This window comes from Candidatus Pelagibacter sp. Uisw_094, from assembly GCF_047729535.1.
Taxonomy (GTDB): domain Bacteria; phylum Pseudomonadota; class Alphaproteobacteria; order Pelagibacterales; family Pelagibacteraceae; genus Pelagibacter.
Map to the genome: position 1 here is coordinate 657,050 of NZ_CP159823.1, position 19,394 is coordinate 676,443.

A 19,394-nucleotide genomic window follows, 5' to 3' on the forward strand; every position below is an offset into this window, starting at 1 on the left:
TTATGCTGCTTCATTTTGCTAAATAACTGTACAGCAACTAACTTAACAAAAAATACAATTTCTAATTCATTGGATAATCCATTTATAAACAAAGGATTTAGTCTTATTTATAGTGATAAGTTTTATGACAATAAGATTATTTCAAAAAAAATTAACGAACGAAGTCTAGTTATTTTTCAAAAAAATTTAAAAAAAAATACAATTGTTAAAATTACCAATATTTTAAATAATAAATCTGTTATAGCCACTGTTGGTAGTAATGCTGATTATCCCTTATTTAATAATGCAGTATTATCATTGAGAATAGCAGATGAAATAGAGTTAAATGAAAATGAACCTTATGTAGAAATTTTAGAAATACTAGAAGACGCACTATTTATAGCAAAAAGAGCTAAAACATTTGAAGAAGAAAAAAGAGTTGCCAACAAGGCTCCGGTTAATAATATCAATATTAGCGATCTTAACATTAAAGAAAAAAATACCAAAAATGAATTAAGTAAAAAATTTTCTTACAAAATAAAAATAGCTGATTTTTATTTTAATGATACGGCATTATTGCTAGTTGATAGAATCATTAAAGAAACAAAGATTAGGGATGCTAAAATCAAAAAAATTAATCAAAAAAAATACAGAGTATATGCTGGTCCTTTTAATAACATTAACTCTCTACAAAAATCATTTAATGATATAAGCATACTTGAATTTGAAAATATCGAAATTATAAAAAATGATTAAATTAAGACTTATAACAATTTTGTTGACACTCTTAGTAACGGCTAATTCTAATGCTGCGTTTGATATAAAGGCTAGAACAGTAATATTACAAGACTATCTTTCAGGTGAAATATTATTTGAAAAAGATGCTGATAAATCAATCTATCCAGCATCAATGACAAAAATTATGACTACCATTATTGCGTTTGATTTAATTAGAAGTGGTGATTTAAATCTAGATGAAAAATTTTTAGTATCCGAGAATGCTTGGAGACTTTCGTCAGCTGGCTATTCTTCAATGTTCATAATGGTTGGTGATGAAGTTAGTGTGGAAAATTTACTTAAAGGAATAATTATTGCATCTGGTAATGATGCATGCGTTGCGTTAGCTGAAGGTATAGCTGGTACAGAGGATGAATTTGCTGTGATGATGACGGCTAAAGCTAAAGAATTAGGAATGGATAATACTAATTTTGCTAATTCATCAGGTATTAATAATACCGAAAACGTATCAACGGTAAGAGATATTATGCTTATGTCCAGATATCTTATTAAAGAATTTCCTGAAGAATATAAGTATTTTGCAGAAAAAGAATTTACTTGGGATAGAACAGGGGGTGACCCCATTACTCAAGGTAATAGAAATCCCCTATTATATAAAAGCCTAGGAGCAGATGGAATCAAAACTGGTTATTTAGCTGTTGAAAAATATTCACTAGCGTCATCTGTAGAAAGAAATGGAAGACGATTAATAGCAGTAGGTAGTGGCTTCAATACTAAAAATGATAGATCTCGGGAAAGTGCTAAACTTTTAACCTGGGGCTTAACTAATTTTGACTTAGTTGAAATCACAAAAGCAAACAAACCAATAGAAGATATAGATGTTTGGTTAGGTAAAAAAGATACTGTTAAAACTTATATAAAAAATGATATCTATAAAACTATTCCAAAAGCAAAAAAAAGACTATTGAAAGTATCATTGAATTATAATGGTCCAATTCAAGCTCCTATTAGAAAAGATGATATCTTAGGAAAATTAAAGTTAACCTTTGATGGTGAACTAATTGAAGAATATGATTTACTTGCTTATGAAGATGTTAAAAAATTGAATGTTTTTTCAAGGTTAATGAAATCAATTAATTTTTTAATTTGGGGCGATGTCTAAAAAACCAATAATAGTATTTGAAGGTATTGAGGGTACTGGTAAATCCCATCACATAAAAAAAATTGCAAATTATTTAACAAGTAAAAAAATTAAATTTATTAAAATTAGAGAACCTGGTGGTAGTGAAAATTCAGAAAAAATAAGAAATCTTATTCTAGATAACAAGTCTACATTTAATAAAGAAACTGATTTACTACTTTATCTTTCTGCAAGAAGTGAAAATATAGAAATTATAAGACAAAATGCTGGTAAAAAAATCATACTGATAGATAGATTTTCAGAACTCGACAATTGCTTATCAACATTATGGGATGGGTGTAAACCTAAAATTTATACAAAATATCAACAATCATCTTTTAAGAAATATTAAAATTGATTTTACATTTTTGAATACTGTTAATTTATCAAATATGAAAAAAAGACTTAAACTAAGAAAAAAGCTTAACAGATACGATAAATTTAACAGTAAGTTTTATGAAAAGGTACAAAATGGTTTTATAAAAATATTAAAAAAAAATCCCAAAAAATATATTAAAATAAATTCAAATCTAGATATAAATCTTAATGAAAATATAATATTAAATAAAATTAACGATTTAATTTAGATTTATGAATTTAAAACCATCAGAAAACACTAAGGTTTACGGTATGGAAAATTTCTTTAACGAGTTAGTTGGACTATATAAACAGAAAAAAATACCTAATAGAATTTTACTATCTGGAAAAAAAGGATCAGGAAAATCAACATTAGCCTATCATTTAATCAACTATATTTTATCCGAAAATGAGGAGTACAAATATAACTTAGAAAATTTTAGCATCAATAAGGATAATAAATCCTATAAACTTTTACAAAATAACTCACATCCTAATTTCTATCTAATAGATCTATTAACTGAAAAAAAAAGCATTGATGTAGGTCAAATACGTGAAATGATTAATTACACAAATAAATCAACATTTAATAATATGGCAAGATTTATTTTAATAGATAATGTTGAAAATCTGAATAAGAATTCTGTTAACGCACTACTTAAAATTATTGAAGAGCCAAATAAAAATGTTTTTTTTATCTTAATAAACAATAGTGAAAAAAATATACTACCAACTCTCAAATCACGATGTTTAACATTTAAGATTAGTTTAACATTTAATAAGTTTTAAATATCTCAAACTCAATACTTGAAAAAAATGTACTTGAATTTGTTAATTATGACTTACTAAGTTATTATAATTCTCCTGGTGAAATCATTAGTTTATTTAATTTTGCAGAAGAAAAATCAATTAATTTAATGGATCATACTATTTCAAGTATTATAAACTTAATAATAGAAAATAATTATTACAAGAAAAATAAACCTATTAAAATTTTATTAATAAACTTAATTGAGTTATTCTTTTTAAAAAAATACATGATAACAAATACAAAGATTTCATTAATTAATTTTTATCATAAATATATAAAAAAAATTTACGATACAGAAAAATTTAATTTAGATGATGAAAGTTTGTTTTTAGAGTTTAAATCAAAGTTATTATAAATGGATAAAAATTACTATATCACGACTCCAATTTACTACCCATCAGCGAAACCTCATATGGGTCATGCATATTCAAGCATTGCTGCTGATTTTTTTGCTAGATTTAAACGTATAGATGGTTTTAATGTGCATTTTTTAACAGGTACTGATGAGCACGGTTTAAAAATACAAAGAGCAGCAGAGAAAAGAAATGTTGATCCTCAGACTTTTTGTGATGAAATTAGTCAAACATTTAGAGATCTTTCAAAAACATTAAATTTATCTAATACTGATTTCATTAGAACTACCGAAGAGAGACACAAAAAAACAGTTCAACATTTATGGAGTGAGCTTAAAAAAAATGATGATATCTATTTATCGAAATATTCGGGCTGGTATTCTGTTTCTGACGAAGCTTTCTACAGTGATGAAGAAATTACTGAAAAAGAAAACATTAAAATAGCAACTGCATCTGGTTCACCAGTTGAATGGATAGAGGAAGAGTCTTATTTTTTTAGGCTGTCTAAATGGCAAGATGAATTACTAAATTATTATGAAAAAAATCCTGACTTTATTTCACCAAAATCTAGAAAAAATGAGGTAATTAGCTTTGTAAAAGGTGGATTAAAAGACCTATCTATAAGTCGTAAAGCATTCTCCTGGGGAATCAAGGTACCTAACAGTCCAGATCATGTAATTTATGTTTGGCTCGATGCTCTAACTAATTATATAAGCGCTTTAAACTATCCAGATACAAATGATGCGCTGTTTAAAAAATTTTGGCCTGCGTCTGTTCATTTAATAGGTAAGGATATATTAAGATTTCACTCTGTATATTGGCCTGCATTTTTAATGGCTGCAAAAATACCTTTACCTAAAAAAATTTATGGTCATGGTTGGATTTTATCTGGTGATGAAAAGATGTCCAAATCAAAAGGAAATATTCTTGATCCATTAGATATTATTGAAATTTATGGTCTTGATCCCTTAAGATATTATTTAATTAAAGAAGTTTCATTTGGTAATGATGGTAACATTTCACAAGACAGGTTAGAGGATTGTATCAATAGTGATTTAGCTAATAATTATGGAAATTTATGTCAAAGAGTTACTGCATTTGCTGAGAAAAATTGCTCCTCATCTGTACCAGACAATAAAAAATTTAACGATGAAGATTTAGTAATGCTAAATAAATTTACTGATAATTTAACGGCAATACGTACTGAAATTGATAATCAAAATATTAATTATTATATTAATTTTATTGTTAGTGCTTTATTTGAAGCAAATAAGTATTTTAATGACCAGGAACCTTGGAAAAAAAAAGATGATAAAGACAGATTAAATACAATTGTCTACACATCTTTAGAAATGATTAGAAAAATTTCATTCATGCTTTATCCTATAATCCCAAGTTCAATAGAAAAAGCCTTAAAGATTTTTAATTTAAATGTAGATGGAATTAATTTTGAATCTATTGCAAAACATGACTATCTTGTATCCGGAAAACCTATTAACAAAATAGATATTTTATTTAAAAAAATTGAAAAGAAAAATGATTGATTCTCATTGTCATTTAGATCATGAACCTTTACTTAAGAATTTAAGTGATGTTATAAAAAGATCTAAAGAAGTTGGTATCTCAAAACTATTAACAATATGCACTACAGTAGAAAGTTTTGATAGAATCAAAAATATCATTAAACTAGATCCAATGATTTATGGAACGTTTGGTATTCACCCTCATGAGACCGAGGAAAGTATTTTAATTGATAAAAAATATATATTTAATCAAATAAATCAAAATGAAAGAATTATTGGTATTGGTGAAACTGGCTTAGATTTTTTTTATAATCATAGCAACAAGAAAAGGCAAATTGATAGCTTTAAAGCCCATATAGAGGCTTCTATAGAGCTTAATATGCCTATTATCATACATTCTAGAAATGCTGAGGATGAAACATATGATATCCTAAAATCATATAAATCAGAAAAATTAAAAATTTTAATGCATTGTTTTACTGGTTCATTAAATTTTGCAAATCAATTGCTTGCATTAGATGCGTTTTTTTCTGCAAGTGGAATAATTACATTTAAAAATAGTTTAGACCTTCAGGAAACTTTTAAAAATATTCCTTTAGATAAACTGCTTGTTGAAACAGATAGCCCATTTTTAGCTCCTATACCTATGAGAGGAAAAAAAAATGAACCAAGCTTTATCAAGTATACTCTAGAAAAATTATCTATGTTAAAAGAAAAGACTAATCAGGAAATGTCAGATTTAACTACAAAAAATTTTGATAAACTTTTCAACCTATAATGTCTCTTAAATTTGTCATTTTGGGTAGTGGTAGTTCAATGGGCGTACCAAGAGCAGATGGATATTCTGGTGATTGTGATTTAAAAAATAAAAAGAATTTTAGAACAAGATGTTCTGCTTTAATCAAATTTAATGATCAAAATATCCTAATAGATACATCACCAGATTTAAGGTCACAACTTCTAAAAAATAAAATTAGAACTATTAGTAAAGTTTTTTACACACATCTTCACGCAGATCAAACACATGGTATTAATGACCTTCGTCCATTTTTTTTAATAAACAAGAAACAAATTCCAGTCTATGCAGACTCTAATACCAAGAAATATTTACTTTCAACTTTTAAATATTGTTTTAAATCATCTTATGGTTATCCATCAACTTTAAATATTAATAGTCTTAAAAAACAACATCAAATTACAAATAAAAATAAAAAAATTATAATAGAATCTATTCCAGTTCAGCATGGTAATATTAAAAGTATATGCTATTTGATTAATAAAAAATTAGCTTATGCAAGTGATATTAGTTTATTCTTTAAAAAAGATTACAAAAAATTAAAAAATTTAGAATATTTAATTATTGATTGTTTATGGTACCGTAATCATTCAGCACATTTTAATCTAGATCAAGTTTTGGAATTAGTTAAAATCTTAACTCCTAGAAAAACTATTTTAACAAACATGCATAGTGACTTAGATTATTCTAAACTTAAGAAAAGATTGCCTAAAAATATTATTCCTGGTTTTGATGGTATGACTGTTAATTTAGAGAATTAAATCTATTTGTTTTGTTATTTTATCTGACATCGGTGTAATAAAAGAATTGAACGTATCCTGTATTTTTCCATCTTTATTAATTAAAATTTTATGAAAATTCCACTTAGGAACAGTCGAGTTACCAAAATTTTTTTTTGCCCATTTATATAAATCATGCGCATCATCCCCTTTAACGTTTGTTTTGTTAGTTATTGGGAATGTAATATTAAAATTAGTTTCACAAAAATCCTTAATTTCAGAATTTGATCCTGGTTCTTGCCCCCCAAACTGATTTGAGGGAACACCAATTACATAGAAACCTCTGTCTTTATACTTTTCATAAAGTTCTTGAAGGCCTGAATATTGTTTAGTGAATCCACAATTACTAGCCACATTCACTAAAAGTATAGTTTTTCCTTTGTATTGATTTAAATCCATAGTTTCACTGTTAATATCTTTCATTGTGTGATCAAAAAATATCTTTTCGTATTTAGCATCAACTTTTTCAAAAAATGTAAACATAGATATGATTATTAGAATTATAAAATTATATTTGTAGTACATGGCTAACTTTTTTCAGGGACATAGCTTACTTTTTAGAGGCATACAATAGTATAAAATATCCAAATAATGTTGACAGTAAAGATCCTGCTAGAACACCAATTTTTACACCATCTATATACTGAATATTTTCAGCAAAGGCTAAGTTTCCAACAAATAGGCTCATTGTAAAACCAACACCTGTTAATATTGAAACTCCATATAGACTTAACCAGTTAGACTTGTCTGGCATTTGAGCCACACCAAATTTTACAGCAATGAAAGATATAACCATAACACCAACTTGTTTACCCACAAACAACCCTAAAAGAATACCTAATGGAACAGGTTCTAATAATGAATTTAATGATAATCCCTCTAAAGATACACCTGCATTAGCGAATGCAAATATAGGCATTATCATAAAAGCAACATAAGGACTGATTGCATGCTCAAGTTTAATTAATAAAGAGAAATCTTTGTCTTTAATTCTATGAGGTATGGTCGTAGCTAAAAGAACACCTGCTATTGTTGCATGAATTCCAGACTTATATGTGAAGAACCACATGAAGGCACCAATTATTAAATAGGGAATAAACTTTTTAACACCAAATTTATTTAAAGTAAGTAATAAAATATATGAGATTAAGATTAAACTCAAATAGCTTATGCTTAAATCTCCAGAATAGAAAAAAGCAATAATCAATATCGCACCAAGGTCATCAATAATAGCAAGGGCCGTTAAAAAGATTTTTAAAGAAATTGGAACTCTTGAACCAAGTAAAGATAAAATTCCTAGTGAAAACGCTATGTCTGTAGCCGATGGTATTGCCCAACCATTCAATGTTTCAGAATTACCAATGTTTATAAAAACATAGACTAGAGCAGGGACTACCATTCCTCCAACAGCTCCAATAATTGGAAGTAACGCTTTTTTTAAGTTAGAAAGCTCACCTTGAATAAATTCTCGTTTAATTTCTAACGTTACAAAGAAAAAGAAAATTGCCATCAATAAATCGTTGATCCAGTGATGTACCGAAAGTTTTAAACCAAAATCATTAATACCTACAAACAGGTATTGGTTTAATGTGTCAAAATATAAATTACTAAAACTAGAATTACTTATTACAAGAGCAATAATTGCAGCAATTAACAATACAAGACCACTTGCTGCTTCTAGCTGAAAAAACCATTTAAAAGGCTTTGAAAGATTTTTAATCATAATTTTATGTTAAATCTGTAATAAATAATGAGATATCTTTAATACTTTCATAAAGATTATAAAGTATAAATTCAATATTTGGGACAATTTTTCCAATAGGATATTTAAATGTATCTACAAGAATTATAAAAGCTACGAATGAGATAATTGCTACAATAAAAGAATTTAATATCTTAAATTTTTTTGGTTTTTTGGGTTTGGATATAACGGGTATGTCTTCATTTATATTAACCTCAATATTTTTTTTTGTTTCCTCTTTTTTATAAATTTCAATTTTTTCATTAAGCTCTTCAACTGTATCTATTTCAACCTGATCCTTTGATAGATCTGATGGATTGATCTCATCGTTGTTAGTAGGGTTGTTTTGATCAAAAACATTAACATTATCATTGTCTATATCTTCAACAATTGGGCTTACAGTGTTTTTAAGAACTTCTTTTTTAAAAAACCATTTATGATTACAGCTGGCACACTGCAACAAACGACCCTTGTCTGGAATCAAATTTGAGTCTATATCAAATTTTTTATTACAATTATTACAAGTAATGATCATAATTGATGTATATCTGATTCTTATAAAAAAGCCTTATTTTTGATGTTCTTTATTCTTTGAAATTATCAATATCTAATGTATTAGTACCTCAATCGGGGCGTAGCGCAGCCTGGTAGCGCATCTGGTTTGGGACCAGAGGGTCGCAGGTTCAAATCCTGCCGCCCCGACCACTCTCCCAACACTTCTGGGGGAGGGTACGGTAAAAGGTACGGTAAATGAGTTAACGATCTATTAAAAAATTAGAATTCGGCAAAAAAAATCCAAAAAAAAATTAATTACAACTCATAGGTGGATTTAATTTTCATGTTGCAACATGGAAACATAATTCACTTATAGATTTTGTTTTTTTAAAAAAAACTCAAATAAACCAACGATAATATTTTGTTGTTCTCGACCAATTGATTAACAATCAACTGCTCTTTTTATTATTTCTTGAAATATTTTTGCAGTGTTCATATATTATTTACATCATCAGATAGACACAACAGTTCACTACTGGCTCGATTGATACAAAAAGGAGATCAACCATGTTAAATATTAAATTTAACCAAGAAAGTAATAACAAAGAAAAATATATCTACTTAAGTAAAATTAAGTTTGATGTATTAAAATATATTCTAGCATTTTCGCTAGACAAACATTACTCACCAACCTTTACAGAAGTAGCAAGAAAATTTAGATTTTCTAGAGCTAGAGCAGGAAAGATAGTGAGTGAGTTATTTTTAATGGGATTTATCACAAAAGGTAAGTCAGCTCACAGAAAGATCAGAATTGAGGAATATCAACAGATATTGATAGGGAATCTTCAGTTTAATAGAGAGTATCCAGTTAAAGATACAGTTAACTAAAATATGAAAAAGGGTGGTGATGATTTTTACCACCCAATTTTATGACTATTATAAAAAACAAAAAAATAATCTCTCGAAAAGAAGCTTTAATTAAAGGTTTAAAAAGATTCTATACAGGTAAAAAATGTAGGCGTGGACATATAGCTGAAAGATCAACTAGTAGAAATGTTTGTATGGATTGTAAAAAAATACATTTAAAAAGATATGAATTAACAACTAAAGGTAAAATAAATCGAAAAAAAGGATACATAAAACAAAAAGAGTTTCGTCAAACTGATGAAGGAAAGAAATATCTTAATGCGCAATATTTGGCATATTATTCAACTGAGAGAGGTAGAAAAATACATATTAAAAACTCAACAAAACAAGTGAACAAAAGATTAAAAAATGATCCTATTTATAGACTACTTCATAATTTACGTTCAAGATTATGGGGTTATTTGACAAAAAAAGGTGAAAATAAATACTCTAGTATTAAAAAAGATACTGGTTGCACAAAAAAAGAATTAAAAAATCATTTAGAAAAAACTTTTGTAAAAGGAATGAATTGGAAAAATTATGGAAAAATTTGGTCACTTGATCATATTAAGCCTATTTCAAAATTTAAATTTAATCGTATGCATGAAGCAAATCATTACCTAAATTTACAAGCCTTATTTATTAAAGATAATATTACGAAAGGTAATAAATATTAAAGGGGCAGCAGGGTAGAAACCTGCGACCCCATTAAAAACCTAATTTTATAATCAAAAAAAAAGGTACGGTAAAAGTACGGTGAGCGATGTCTCAATTTGAGATATCATAATAAATACAACCCTTATTTAATAGGCATAAGTGACAACTAGATCTTTGCTAACAGGGGTTGAAGTGTTATATAACAACGTATCGAGGCGAAATGATTACCAGTTTCAAATCTTGCCGCCCCGACCAATTTATGAAAAAAGCAAAAATTTATATACCTACAAAAAATTCAATGCAGTCTGGTTTAGGTAAATCAGACAAATGGTTAATTGAATTTGAAACAGAAAATACTGGCATTAATCCCTTGATGGGTTGGGAGACAAGCACTAATACTTTTTCAGAATTAAATCTAGAATTTCCTTCTAAAGAATTAGCAATAGATTATGCAAAAAAAAATAAAATTGATTTTGAAATAATTGAACCTCAAAAAAGAAAAACTGTTAAAAAATCATATGCAGATAATTTTCTAAAATAATGTTTAAATTTTTTACAGAAAAAAAATGGCAATTATGGTCTTGGTTAGGTTCATTTGTAATTTTATCATCATTGTGGGTTCAAGTAAAAATTGATGTAAAAATAAATGAATGGTTTGGTGTGTTTTATGATATGATTCAAAAAGCACTTGCTAAACCCAACGCTATCACAATTGAAGAGTACTGGGCAAATTTAGCATCATTTATTACACTAGCTGGAATATATATAGCTCTTTACGTTGTAATTAGTTTTTTTACAGCACACTTCTTGTTTAGATGGAGAACTGCGATGGTGGAATGGTATCATTCTGTTTATGATAGAGCCCGTAAAATAGAAGGTGCATCACAAAGAGTTCAAGAAGATACAATTAAGTTTACCCGTATTATGGAGTCTCTAGGTACAAGTTTTATTGAATCAGTCATGGTATTAATACAATTTACTCCAATTCTATTAGGGCTATCAGTTGGAATACCAATCTTCTTTTTTGGTGATTGGCAATATGGATTAATAACCGGCGCATTGCTTTGGACATTGGGTGGTACAGCATTCTTGATAGGATTAGGTTGGATATTACGTTTAGTTGGAGTGGAATATGATCTACAAAAAAAAGAGGCTGCATACAGAAAAATATTAGTAGTAGCTGAAGATGATGGTAACGTTAGACCTAAAACAATAAATGAATTATTTGATGACGTTCGTTCAATTCACTTTTTAAGCTATACAAGGTATTTATATTTTAATATTGGTCGTATGGCTTATTTACAGGCCAATGTTTTATCAGCATACGTTTTTTTAGCTCCAGCAATTGTTGCTGGTGTAGTGACATTAGGTGTTATGCAGCAAATAATAAGAGCCTTTGGAAGAGTAGAAGGTTCTATGCAATACTTGTTAAAAGCCTGGCCTACCATCATAGAATTAGCAAGTGTTTATAAACGTCTAAGAGAATTTGAAAATGTGATAAATTCTACTAAGTCAATTGACGAAAAAGTTTAATGGCTATCGATAAAAAATATGTTGATCAAATTTTAAAAGTTTCTGAAAAAGCAGCTCTTGCATCATCTTATTTAGTTGGAAAAAAAGATAAAATCGCAGCAGATCAAGCAGCTGTTGACGCAATGCGATCAGAATTAAATAAAATTGATATGAATGGTGAAGTTGTTATTGGTGAAGGTTCACTCGACGAGGCACCTATGCTTTTTACAGGTGAAAAACTTGGAAATAAAAATGGACCCTATTTTGATATTGCTGTTGATCCTTTAGAAGGAACAAATTTTGCAGCAAATAATTTACCTGGAGCAACATCTGTTATTGCAATTGCTGAAAAAGGAAATCTTTTTAATGCACCAGAAACTTATATGGATAAAATTGCAACTGGACCAATTGAAAAAGGATTAATTGATTTAGATTTTCCTTTAAAAAGAAATGCTTCAAATCTGGCTGATTTTCTTAAGAAAGATTTATCATCACTCACAGCATGTGTCATGGATAGACCAAGACATAAAAAAATAATTGATGAATTAAAACAGCTAAACATTAATATTAAATTAATTACTGATGGTGATGTTCTTGGTGCATTGTATGTGACAAATCCAAAATATAATGTTGATATATTTCTAGGTGTAGGAGGTGGTCCTGAAGGAGTTTTGGCAGCATCAGCTCTTGATGCATTTAACTGCCATTTCCAAGGAAGATTTATATTTGATAACGACAAAGATATTAAAGATGCAAAAGAGATGGGAATAACTGATTTGAATAAAAAATACGAATTAAATGAAATTATAAAAGGTGATTCAATTTTTTGCTCAACAGGTATTACTTCTAGTGACATGTTAAGTGGAGTCGAAATTAATGACAATAAATATACAACAGAGACACTAGTTACACACAAAAGTTTAAAATTTAAAGAAACGATAAAAAGAACAAATCTTATTGAAGAATGATTTCTGTTTCAGGTAAGAAGTGGGAACAAAAAAAAATTAATCAAAATTTAGTTAATAAATTAAAACAAGATTTTAATTTTAGTGACATTTTATCTAGACTAATTATTTCAAGAAAATTTGAAGATGATGAAATTGCAACAATCAATACCGATTTAGATTTAAACAACGTTTTTTTAAACAATGAAGATTTCAATCAATCTATTAAGCTTGTTGTTAATTGCATAAATAACAATGAAAAAATATGTATTTTAGGAGATTATGATGTGGATGGGTCTGCTGCTACATCATTATTTGTTAAATTTTTAGAAAGCATAAATCACCCATTTTTTTATTATATCCCTGACAGAGAAAAAGATGGCTATGGAGCTACCAAAAAATTATTCCAAAAACTAATCTTAAAAGAACCTAAATTGATTATAATGGTTGATTGTGGGTCTACATCTAATGAAGCAATAGATTTTTTAAATAATAATGAAATAAAGTCCTTAATTATTGATCACCATGAAATTAATAAGCCTTTTCCAAATGCAAACTCAATTATAAACCCAAAAAAAAATAATGGTTATAAAGAGTATGACTATTTATGTGCAACCTCTCTTTCTTATTTTTTTTTAGATTTATTAATTAAAGAAATCAAAAATAAAATTAATATAAAGGATTATTTAATTTATGTTTTATTGGCTACAGTGTGTGATGTGATGCCTTTAAGAAAACTTAATAGATTAATTGCACTGAATGCTCTTAAAAATTTCGATATAACAAAAAATTTACCTTTGAGCACTTTGTTTGATTTAAATAATAAAAAAAATAAAATTAATATTAATGATCTAGGTTATTTAATTGGTCCAATATTAAATGCTGGTGGTAGATTAGGTAAATCTGAATATGCTACAGAATTATTATCTTCTAATAATGATCAGGTTATCAAAGATAGGTCTATTTATTTGATTAAATTGAATAAGAAAAGAAAAGAAATTGAAACCTTAGTATTAAATGAAATTGATTTTAAAAAACTTGAAGAAGAAAATAAAGACGTGGTTATTTATTATAATCCAAATATTAACGAAGGTCTAATTGGAATTATTGCAGCAAGATTAAAAGATTATTTTAATAAACCAACTATTGTTATAACCACGTCTAATGAATTATTAAAAGGATCTGCTAGATCAGTTTATAACTATAATATTGGTCGTGTAATTAAAAATTCACTAGATAAAGGTATAATTGTAAATGGTGGTGGTCACAATATGGCTGCAGGATTTACGTTGAATAGAGAAAACCTTAAAACTTTTGAAAATTACATATTAGAGGATTTTTTAAAATCCAATACTGTAAATAATAATACATTTTCATATGAATCAGAAATTTCATCACTAGCATTTAATCAAGATTTTTATGATAATATAAAAAAATTAGAACCCTTCGGTACAGGAAACCCTGTACCAACATTTTTATTAAGAGATTTAAGAATAATTAAGCCTATAGTGTTAAATAACAAACATATTTCTTCTATATTAAGATCAAAAACAGGATTTTCAATTAAATCAATATCCTTTAATTCTATTAATACTAAGATTGGTGAACACTTAATGAGTTATAAAAATAGCCTTAATGTAATAGGTCAGATCAATGAAAATATATGGAATAACAAAAAAACACTTCAATTAACTATTAGAGACCTCTTCTTATAGGTTAATTGCGCTTGATAAATAATGACTTTTAAAATAAAAGATCTCAACGTGGTCCCTTCGTCTATCGGTTAGGACAGCTGGTTTTCATCCTGCAAAGGGGGGTTCGATTCCCCCAGGGACCGCCATTAATATGAGATATTGTGTATATTTGTTGTTAACAAATTCTAAAAAAAAATTAATATCCTACGTTGGGTCGACAAACAACCTAGATAACAGACTAAAATTACATAATACCTCAAAGGGAGCAAAGTTTACAAAAGGTAGAAAATGGACTTTAATTTATAATAAGAAATATAACTCTAGATCAAAAGCTTTAAGTGAAGAATATAAATTAAAAAAAGATTATAAACTTAGATCTAAATTAAAACTTGATTATATTAAAAAAAATGAAAATTTCTATACTGCTTCCATATAAAGAAAATTTTTCACCAAATTATGCAGGCTCAATATCATTGTTCATAAGTCAAACTGTAAAAAAGAGTAAATACTTGAAGAGTATCAAGATATTTGGCAGTACTGACTATAAAAAAATTTTATTAAACAACTATATTAATATTAAACTAAATTCTAAGTTTTATGAAAGCACAAGTAAAAGATTTATTAAAAATTTTATTTTAAAAGATAAAAAAAATCAGTCAGATCTATTAGAAATACATAATAGACCTCATTATATCAGATTACTTAGTAAATATTATAAAAATAAAATCATTCTATATTTTCATAATAATCCACTTGAAATGAAAGGATCAAAATCTTTAAAAGAAAGAATTTATTTATTAGAAAATGTTGATAAAATAGTTTTCAATAGTAAATGGTCTAAACAAAAATTTTTTACAAACATTTCAAATAAGAAATATATTAAAAACATCTCTATTTGTTATCAATCCTCTGATAAGCCAAAGATTAATTTTATCCAAAAAAAGAAAATTATAAGTTTTGTTGGTAAACTCAATAAATCAAAAGGTTATGATTTATTCGGTAAGGCCATTATTCAAATATTAGATAAACATAAGGAATGGAAGGGTGTTGTATTTGGTGATGAGCCTAGAGAAGATTTGTTTTTTGATCACTCAAGATTAAAAATTATGGGTTTTAAAGATAATAACTTCATTTTAAATTATTTAAAAAAAGTAAGCATTTCAGTAGTTTGCTCAAGATGGAATGAACCATTTGGAAGATCCAGTTTAGAAGCATCTAGTAGGGGTTCCGCTGTAATAATAAGTAATAAAGGTGGACTTCCAGAAACTTGTAAAAGTGCTATCAAATTAAAAGTACTATCTGTTAAATGTATTTATAATGAAATTGATAAGTTAATTCAAAATAAAAAAAACTTACTTAAAATACAAAAAGAAAATTACACTAACTTTAATTATACTCACTCATATATTTCAAAAGTAATTGATTCTATAAGAGGATCTGTTTTAAAGTAATTCCACGTATTAAATTTTGATTTTATTTAAAGCATTATTTTTAAATAGATTTGCTTCCTTAATATATCTTCTTACCATTTCTGTTGATTTATGACCTGTCATAGCCATAATACCTCTCTCTTCAGCACCCGATTCAGCAGCCGATGTTGCAAATCCTGATCTTAGACTGTGTCCAGAGTAATTTTTGCTGTCTATCCCTGCTAGTTTTAAGTATTCCTTAATGAGTAACGCTACTGTTTGGTCGGTTAATCTATTATCTGATAACTTAGAACCTTTTACAAACCTCCTAAACAAAGGTCCTGACTTTATTTTTGATATTTCTATCCAATTTTTTAATGAAATAACTGGGCAATATTTAGAGCTATCAAAGTAGGGCAGTGCTTTAACGAAACCTTCACCATATTGGTCTGTTTTAGACCTCTTGATTTGTATTTTTAAACCTTCTTCAACAAAATCAAGGTCATCATAATCTAGTGATACAATCTCATTTCTTCTAAATCCCCCTGAAAAACCAATTAATATTATAGATCTATCTCTTAACTTTTTAATATCTTGTTTATTTTGTTGATCTATTACATTAATTAATTGTTTTAAATTGTTGATTAATAATGGTTTTTTTCCTTTTTGAATACTCCCTTTTCGACGTTTTATGCCCATTATATTTTCAATAATGGATGGATGCTTAGTGTCCAGATAATGGCCCTTTAGCCTATGAATAACTCCTATAGATACTAAGCGTCTCTTTAGAGTACTCATTTTAGCATCTTTAGTTGATAAGTATGTTAAATACAGAGATACAATTTTCGGTTCTGATGGTAAAGTTTTAAAACCATTTTTGGTACAAAATAATCCAAAATCATTAAAATCTGATTTATAAGCTCTTACGGTATTGTTTGCTTTTGAGCTTTGTAAATTTAATAATGTTTCTTCCTGTAGAGCTTTTATATCTGTTATAATTTCATTCATACTTATTACTATTGATAACCATTAATTATCGTTAGTAATATATTAAGTGATTTTAATAGTCAATATAATAAATTAAAAATATGAAAAAAATATTTACACTTATTATTATATTAATAATTAATACTTCAGCATTATCAGCCAAGGAAACTAAAAAAATAAATTCTGATATATGTGAAGATGCAATAAAGAATGCAAGAATTTTAGGATATACTGGATCAGGTGATTACAATATTAGATTTATTTTAGAAAAAAATAACAAACTTTACAGGTACACAGTAAACAAGCACTGGACAGAATGTTATAATATTGATGAAAAACATAATTAATTCAGTATTTTATATAATTAAATTAAAGTAAATGATTAGGAAATTAGAAAAAAAAGATAAGGAAAATTGGGCTAAATTATACAATGATTATGCTGAATTCTATAAAATCCCAATGGATTCAGGGGTTTTAGACACTGTTTGGAGCTGGATTCATGATGAGGCTCATGATGTGAATGCTATTTGCTTTGAATTAGAGGGTAAAATCGTTGGAATTTCCCATTACAGAACAATGCCAAGACCAATTAAGGGCCAATATATTGGTTTTTTAGACGATTTGTTTGTAAAGCCAGAATTTAGAGGTCAAAAAATAGCTCAAAAACTCATTAGTCACCTAAAATCATTATCTAAAGCCAATAATTGGAATGGAATTCGTTGGATCACCCACTCTTCAAATGAAAATGCAAAGAAATTATACGATAAAATAGCCAATAACACTGGATTTGAACTCTATGAACTTAAAGGGAACTAAGTTTCAGCTAAAAGTCTGGAATTACTTGAAGAAAATACCCAAAGGCAAAGTTAAGACCTACTTAGAAGTTGCTAAAGCCATTGGAAAACCTAAGGCATTCAGAGCTGTTGCTAATGCAGTGGGTAAAAACCCCTATCCTCCTAAAATACCTTGTCATAGGGTAATCAGATCTGACGGAAGCCTCGGCGGATACTCTGGAAAAGGTGGAATCCATCAAAAACGACGTTTATTGAGATTAGAAAAGGTCTTTATAAAATAGTACTTTTAACCTTAAAAAACGTAAAAAACTATTGGTATTAAAGACTTTTTTTCTATTTAGCCATATTTTTGTCTAATTGCTATAATGCATCCTTCAGTTGTACTGCAAATGAACTTTCAGCTAAAATAGGCTATCCTATGGACGTTTAAACGGCATATTCTCATACTGCATTGCTCTACTTGTCAACAATAGCAACGTTTCTAGAGATAGTAAAAAACACCATTTTACTGGGTTTTTTAACCCCCTATTCTATCCAATAAATAATCTAATTTTCACTAAACTAGCCTATTAATTGAAATAAGCATTTAATATCAATACTAAATCACCATTTTATCTTACTATAAGTATTCTAATTAATTTCTAAAAAATTAAAATTTCTCAATTCTCGCTTTTTCAACTATAGAAAAGAAGATTTATGCTACTTTTATTTATTTTAGGCCTATTTTTAGTAACTATAATTTAACTATTTATTAAATATTTTTATATTTTAAATATAATTTTATAGATTTATAGTATCGTATTTAAACTAATAATTTCAATAGTTTAAGATATACTATTAATGTATAATATTAAGTATTAGTAAATAAGTGATACCTAATTAATTTGATTTAATGTAAATTTCTCTCCTTGAGATATATAATCCACTAAGAACAATTATAAATAAACCAAGGTAAGTCCAGTTATCAGGTAATTCATTAAAAAAATAATAGCTGATAATGATATTAGTAATAATCTCTGTATATCCTAATGGAGCTAGTTTAGATGCATCAGCATATTTTAATGATAAAATTATAAAAAGATGCGCTACAGAGGCTATAAGGCCTATTATGGCCATCATAAACCACTCGTTAAGGCTTGGATTAACCCATACAGATGGCATAAATAAACTAAATATGAGTAACCCTACTACCCCTGTAAATAAGAGGGTTAAAAGCGAGTTGTCTGAAGTACTGAGCTTTCTGGTTATTACCAAATAAAACCCATAACAAATCCCACATGCTAATGCAGCTAAAGTAGCTAAATTTACATCTATAAAACCTGGCCTAATAACTATAAGAGTTCCAGAAAATCCTATCAAAACTGCAGTCCATCTTCTAATTCCAACTTTTTCAGAGAGAAAAAAAGGTGACAGTGCCGTACAAGTTATTGGAGCAACGAATGCTAATGTTAAAGCTTTTGGCAGTGAAATTACTGATATAGAATAAAAAAAACATAGGGTAGAAAAAGCAAGTATTACACCTCTAACTGATTGTAAAATAGGCCTTTTACTCCAAACAAGGGTTTCCCTATAAAAAAATAGCATTAACGAAGCTGTAAAAACAACTGTGAAAAAATATCTAGCCCATGTTATCTGTAATACAGGCATAGTGGCAGTTAAATGCTTTGCAAAGGCATCCATAACTGGGACTATCATCCATGCTGATGCATTTAATATTATTGCCTTCATTAATTGAGGTT

The 19,394-nt window shown here is 27.6% G+C and carries 25 protein-coding genes and 2 tRNA genes; 22 read left to right on the forward strand and 5 right to left on the reverse strand.

Annotated elements, in window-relative coordinates; genetic code table 11:
• The first annotated feature begins 15 nt into the window (after positions 1-15).
• The 9 genes from ABXT72_RS03495 (at position 16) to ABXT72_RS03535 (ending at position 6,498) form a co-directional block, all read left to right on the forward strand.
• Positions 16-735, forward strand: coding sequence for a hypothetical protein (locus ABXT72_RS03495; RefSeq protein WP_415279101.1), 720 nt, complete (start codon positions 16-18; stop codon positions 733-735).
• Positions 728-1,879 carry a D-alanyl-D-alanine carboxypeptidase family protein gene (locus ABXT72_RS03500; RefSeq protein ID WP_415279102.1) on the forward strand — a complete coding sequence of 384 codons (1,152 nt, stop codon included), beginning with the start codon at positions 728-730 and terminating at the stop codon, positions 1,877-1,879. The genes ABXT72_RS03495 and ABXT72_RS03500 overlap by 8 nt, the downstream gene beginning before the upstream one ends.
• On the forward strand, positions 1,872-2,249 hold the full coding sequence (locus ABXT72_RS03505) for a dTMP kinase (RefSeq protein ID WP_415279103.1): 378 nt from the start codon (positions 1,872-1,874) through the stop codon (positions 2,247-2,249). The genes ABXT72_RS03500 and ABXT72_RS03505 overlap by 8 nt, the downstream gene beginning before the upstream one ends.
• Entirely contained in the window at positions 2,191-2,484 is a 294-nt protein-coding gene (locus tag ABXT72_RS03510; protein ID WP_415279104.1) for a hypothetical protein, read from the forward strand. Before ABXT72_RS03505 ends, ABXT72_RS03510 begins: the two co-directional genes overlap by 59 nt.
• A gap of 4 nt (positions 2,485-2,488) precedes the next feature.
• On the forward strand, positions 2,489-3,043 hold the full coding sequence (locus ABXT72_RS03515; RefSeq protein ID WP_415279105.1) for an AAA family ATPase: 555 nt from the start codon (positions 2,489-2,491) through the stop codon (positions 3,041-3,043).
• 128 nt (positions 3,044-3,171) lie between these two features.
• A complete protein-coding gene (locus ABXT72_RS03520) occupies positions 3,172-3,420 on the forward strand; it encodes a hypothetical protein (RefSeq protein ID WP_415279106.1) in 249 nt (82 codons plus the stop codon).
• Positions 3,421-4,962, forward strand: coding sequence for a methionine--tRNA ligase (gene metG / locus ABXT72_RS03525; RefSeq protein ID WP_415279108.1), 1,542 nt, complete (start codon positions 3,421-3,423; stop codon positions 4,960-4,962). It abuts the gene before it with no gap.
• Positions 4,955-5,719: a TatD family hydrolase gene (locus tag ABXT72_RS03530; protein WP_415279109.1), complete on the forward strand. Its 765-nt coding sequence runs from the start codon at positions 4,955-4,957 to the stop codon at positions 5,717-5,719. Before metG ends, ABXT72_RS03530 begins: the two co-directional genes overlap by 8 nt.
• Positions 5,719-6,498, forward strand: a complete 780-nt coding sequence (locus tag ABXT72_RS03535; RefSeq protein WP_415279111.1) for an MBL fold metallo-hydrolase — start codon at positions 5,719-5,721, stop codon at positions 6,496-6,498. Before ABXT72_RS03530 ends, ABXT72_RS03535 begins: the two co-directional genes overlap by 1 nt.
• On the opposite strand, the gene ABXT72_RS03540 is transcribed toward ABXT72_RS03535, so the two are convergent.
• The 3 genes from ABXT72_RS03540 to ABXT72_RS03550 form a co-directional block, all read right to left on the reverse strand.
• On the reverse strand, positions 6,487-6,999 hold the full coding sequence (locus ABXT72_RS03540) for a glutathione peroxidase (RefSeq protein WP_415279112.1): 513 nt from the start codon (positions 6,997-6,999) through the stop codon (positions 6,487-6,489). The two genes, ABXT72_RS03535 and ABXT72_RS03540, sit on opposite strands and share 12 nt — an antisense overlap.
• 67 nt (positions 7,000-7,066) lie before the next feature.
• A complete protein-coding gene (gene nhaA, locus ABXT72_RS03545; protein WP_415279114.1) occupies positions 7,067-8,239 on the reverse strand; it encodes a Na+/H+ antiporter NhaA in 1,173 nt (390 codons plus the stop codon).
• 4 nt (positions 8,240-8,243) lie between these two features.
• The gene (locus tag ABXT72_RS03550; RefSeq protein WP_415279115.1) at positions 8,244-8,792 is read right to left on the reverse strand and encodes a zinc-ribbon domain-containing protein; all 549 of its coding nucleotides are present in this window, start codon (positions 8,790-8,792) and stop codon (positions 8,244-8,246) included.
• Between the two features lie 93 nt (positions 8,793-8,885).
• On the opposite strand from ABXT72_RS03550, the gene ABXT72_RS03555 reads away from it, so the two are divergent.
• From ABXT72_RS03555 to ABXT72_RS03600, 10 genes are all read left to right on the forward strand, one after another.
• Positions 8,886-8,962, forward strand: a tRNA-Pro gene (locus ABXT72_RS03555).
• A 357-nt stretch (positions 8,963-9,319) separates the two neighbouring features.
• Positions 9,320-9,640: a hypothetical protein gene (locus ABXT72_RS03560; RefSeq protein WP_415279116.1), complete on the forward strand. Its 321-nt coding sequence runs from the start codon at positions 9,320-9,322 to the stop codon at positions 9,638-9,640.
• Between the two features lie 41 nt (positions 9,641-9,681).
• Positions 9,682-10,335: a hypothetical protein gene (locus ABXT72_RS03565; RefSeq protein WP_415279117.1), complete on the forward strand. Its 654-nt coding sequence runs from the start codon at positions 9,682-9,684 to the stop codon at positions 10,333-10,335.
• 239 nt (positions 10,336-10,574) lie between these two features.
• On the forward strand, positions 10,575-10,856 hold the full coding sequence (locus ABXT72_RS03570) for an ETC complex I subunit (RefSeq protein ID WP_415279119.1): 282 nt from the start codon (positions 10,575-10,577) through the stop codon (positions 10,854-10,856).
• Positions 10,856-11,848, forward strand: a complete 993-nt coding sequence (locus ABXT72_RS03575; RefSeq protein ID WP_415279120.1) for a putative transporter — start codon at positions 10,856-10,858, stop codon at positions 11,846-11,848. Before ABXT72_RS03570 ends, ABXT72_RS03575 begins: the two co-directional genes overlap by 1 nt.
• On the forward strand, positions 11,848-12,795 hold the full coding sequence (gene glpX / locus ABXT72_RS03580; protein ID WP_415279121.1) for a class II fructose-bisphosphatase: 948 nt from the start codon (positions 11,848-11,850) through the stop codon (positions 12,793-12,795). The genes ABXT72_RS03575 and glpX overlap by 1 nt, the downstream gene beginning before the upstream one ends.
• Positions 12,792-14,486, forward strand: a complete 1,695-nt coding sequence (gene recJ, locus ABXT72_RS03585) for a single-stranded-DNA-specific exonuclease RecJ (protein ID WP_415279122.1) — start codon at positions 12,792-12,794, stop codon at positions 14,484-14,486. Before glpX ends, recJ begins: the two co-directional genes overlap by 4 nt.
• A gap of 50 nt (positions 14,487-14,536) precedes the next feature.
• A tRNA-Glu gene (locus tag ABXT72_RS03590) sits at positions 14,537-14,611 on the forward strand.
• Between the two features lie 5 nt (positions 14,612-14,616).
• Positions 14,617-14,901, forward strand: a complete 285-nt coding sequence (locus tag ABXT72_RS03595; RefSeq protein WP_415279124.1) for a GIY-YIG nuclease family protein — start codon at positions 14,617-14,619, stop codon at positions 14,899-14,901.
• Complete coding sequence (locus tag ABXT72_RS03600) at positions 14,873-15,916, forward strand: glycosyltransferase family 4 protein (RefSeq protein ID WP_415279125.1); 1,044 nt, start codon at positions 14,873-14,875, stop codon at positions 15,914-15,916. Before ABXT72_RS03595 ends, ABXT72_RS03600 begins: the two co-directional genes overlap by 29 nt.
• 9 nt (positions 15,917-15,925) lie before the next feature.
• On the opposite strand, the gene ABXT72_RS03605 is transcribed toward ABXT72_RS03600, so the two are convergent.
• Entirely contained in the window at positions 15,926-16,882 is a 957-nt protein-coding gene (locus tag ABXT72_RS03605) for a site-specific integrase (protein WP_415279126.1), read from the reverse strand.
• A gap of 80 nt (positions 16,883-16,962) precedes the next feature.
• Between ABXT72_RS03605 and ABXT72_RS03610 the strand changes: the two genes are divergently transcribed.
• From ABXT72_RS03610 to ABXT72_RS03620, 3 genes are read left to right on the forward strand one after another with little or no spacing between them, the layout of a single operon-like run.
• Positions 16,963-17,208: a hypothetical protein gene (locus ABXT72_RS03610; protein WP_415279127.1), complete on the forward strand. Its 246-nt coding sequence runs from the start codon at positions 16,963-16,965 to the stop codon at positions 17,206-17,208.
• 31 nt (positions 17,209-17,239) lie between these two features.
• Positions 17,240-17,677 carry a GNAT family N-acetyltransferase gene (locus ABXT72_RS03615; protein ID WP_415279129.1) on the forward strand — a complete coding sequence of 146 codons (438 nt, stop codon included), beginning with the start codon at positions 17,240-17,242 and terminating at the stop codon, positions 17,675-17,677.
• The gene (locus tag ABXT72_RS03620) at positions 17,658-17,936 is read left to right on the forward strand and encodes a methylated-DNA--[protein]-cysteine S-methyltransferase (RefSeq protein ID WP_415279130.1); all 279 of its coding nucleotides are present in this window, start codon (positions 17,658-17,660) and stop codon (positions 17,934-17,936) included. Before ABXT72_RS03615 ends, ABXT72_RS03620 begins: the two co-directional genes overlap by 20 nt.
• A gap of 598 nt (positions 17,937-18,534) precedes the next feature.
• Here ABXT72_RS03620 and ABXT72_RS03625 read toward each other — a convergent pair.
• Positions 18,535-19,383, reverse strand: coding sequence for a DMT family transporter (locus ABXT72_RS03625; RefSeq protein ID WP_271523312.1), 849 nt, complete (start codon positions 19,381-19,383; stop codon positions 18,535-18,537).
• Between the last annotated feature and the right edge of the window lie 11 nt (positions 19,384-19,394).

What these genes read in the sequence shown, in the direction of transcription:
- ABXT72_RS03605 (WP_415279126.1), bottom strand. Translation starts at nt 16,882, where the DNA reads ATGAATGAAATTATAACAGATATAAAAGCTCTACAGGAAGAAACATTA.
- ABXT72_RS03540 (WP_415279112.1), bottom strand. Translation starts at nt 6,999, where the DNA reads ATGTTTACATTTTTTGAAAAAGTTGATGCTAAATACGAAAAGATATTT.
- ABXT72_RS03570 (WP_415279119.1), top strand. Translation starts at nt 10,575, where the DNA reads ATGAAAAAAGCAAAAATTTATATACCTACAAAAAATTCAATGCAGTCT.
- ABXT72_RS03505 (WP_415279103.1), top strand. Translation starts at nt 1,872, where the DNA reads ATGTCTAAAAAACCAATAATAGTATTTGAAGGTATTGAGGGTACTGGT.
- ABXT72_RS03615 (WP_415279129.1), top strand. Translation starts at nt 17,240, where the DNA reads ATGATTAGGAAATTAGAAAAAAAAGATAAGGAAAATTGGGCTAAATTA.
- nhaA (WP_415279114.1), bottom strand. Translation starts at nt 8,239, where the DNA reads ATGATTAAAAATCTTTCAAAGCCTTTTAAATGGTTTTTTCAGCTAGAA.
- ABXT72_RS03530 (WP_415279109.1), top strand. Translation starts at nt 4,955, where the DNA reads ATGATTGATTCTCATTGTCATTTAGATCATGAACCTTTACTTAAGAAT.
- ABXT72_RS03625 (WP_271523312.1), bottom strand. Translation starts at nt 19,383, where the DNA reads ATGAAGGCAATAATATTAAATGCATCAGCATGGATGATAGTCCCAGTT.
- ABXT72_RS03565 (WP_415279117.1), top strand. Translation starts at nt 9,682, where the DNA reads ATGACTATTATAAAAAACAAAAAAATAATCTCTCGAAAAGAAGCTTTA.
- recJ (WP_415279122.1), top strand. Translation starts at nt 12,792, where the DNA reads ATGATTTCTGTTTCAGGTAAGAAGTGGGAACAAAAAAAAATTAATCAA.
- ABXT72_RS03510 (WP_415279104.1), top strand. Translation starts at nt 2,191, where the DNA reads ATGGGTGTAAACCTAAAATTTATACAAAATATCAACAATCATCTTTTA.
- glpX (WP_415279121.1), top strand. Translation starts at nt 11,848, where the DNA reads ATGGCTATCGATAAAAAATATGTTGATCAAATTTTAAAAGTTTCTGAA.
- ABXT72_RS03575 (WP_415279120.1), top strand. Translation starts at nt 10,856, where the DNA reads ATGTTTAAATTTTTTACAGAAAAAAAATGGCAATTATGGTCTTGGTTA.
- ABXT72_RS03500 (WP_415279102.1), top strand. Translation starts at nt 728, where the DNA reads ATGATTAAATTAAGACTTATAACAATTTTGTTGACACTCTTAGTAACG.
- ABXT72_RS03535 (WP_415279111.1), top strand. Translation starts at nt 5,719, where the DNA reads ATGTCTCTTAAATTTGTCATTTTGGGTAGTGGTAGTTCAATGGGCGTA.
- ABXT72_RS03620 (WP_415279130.1), top strand. Translation starts at nt 17,658, where the DNA reads ATGAACTTAAAGGGAACTAAGTTTCAGCTAAAAGTCTGGAATTACTTG.
- ABXT72_RS03520 (WP_415279106.1), top strand. Translation starts at nt 3,172, where the DNA reads ATGGATCATACTATTTCAAGTATTATAAACTTAATAATAGAAAATAAT.
- ABXT72_RS03550 (WP_415279115.1), bottom strand. Translation starts at nt 8,792, where the DNA reads ATGATCATTACTTGTAATAATTGTAATAAAAAATTTGATATAGACTCA.
- ABXT72_RS03610 (WP_415279127.1), top strand. Translation starts at nt 16,963, where the DNA reads ATGAAAAAAATATTTACACTTATTATTATATTAATAATTAATACTTCA.
- metG (WP_415279108.1), top strand. Translation starts at nt 3,421, where the DNA reads ATGGATAAAAATTACTATATCACGACTCCAATTTACTACCCATCAGCG.
- ABXT72_RS03600 (WP_415279125.1), top strand. Translation starts at nt 14,873, where the DNA reads ATGAAAATTTCTATACTGCTTCCATATAAAGAAAATTTTTCACCAAAT.
- ABXT72_RS03595 (WP_415279124.1), top strand. Translation starts at nt 14,617, where the DNA reads ATGAGATATTGTGTATATTTGTTGTTAACAAATTCTAAAAAAAAATTA.
- ABXT72_RS03560 (WP_415279116.1), top strand. Translation starts at nt 9,320, where the DNA reads ATGTTAAATATTAAATTTAACCAAGAAAGTAATAACAAAGAAAAATAT.
- ABXT72_RS03515 (WP_415279105.1), top strand. Translation starts at nt 2,489, where the DNA reads ATGAATTTAAAACCATCAGAAAACACTAAGGTTTACGGTATGGAAAAT.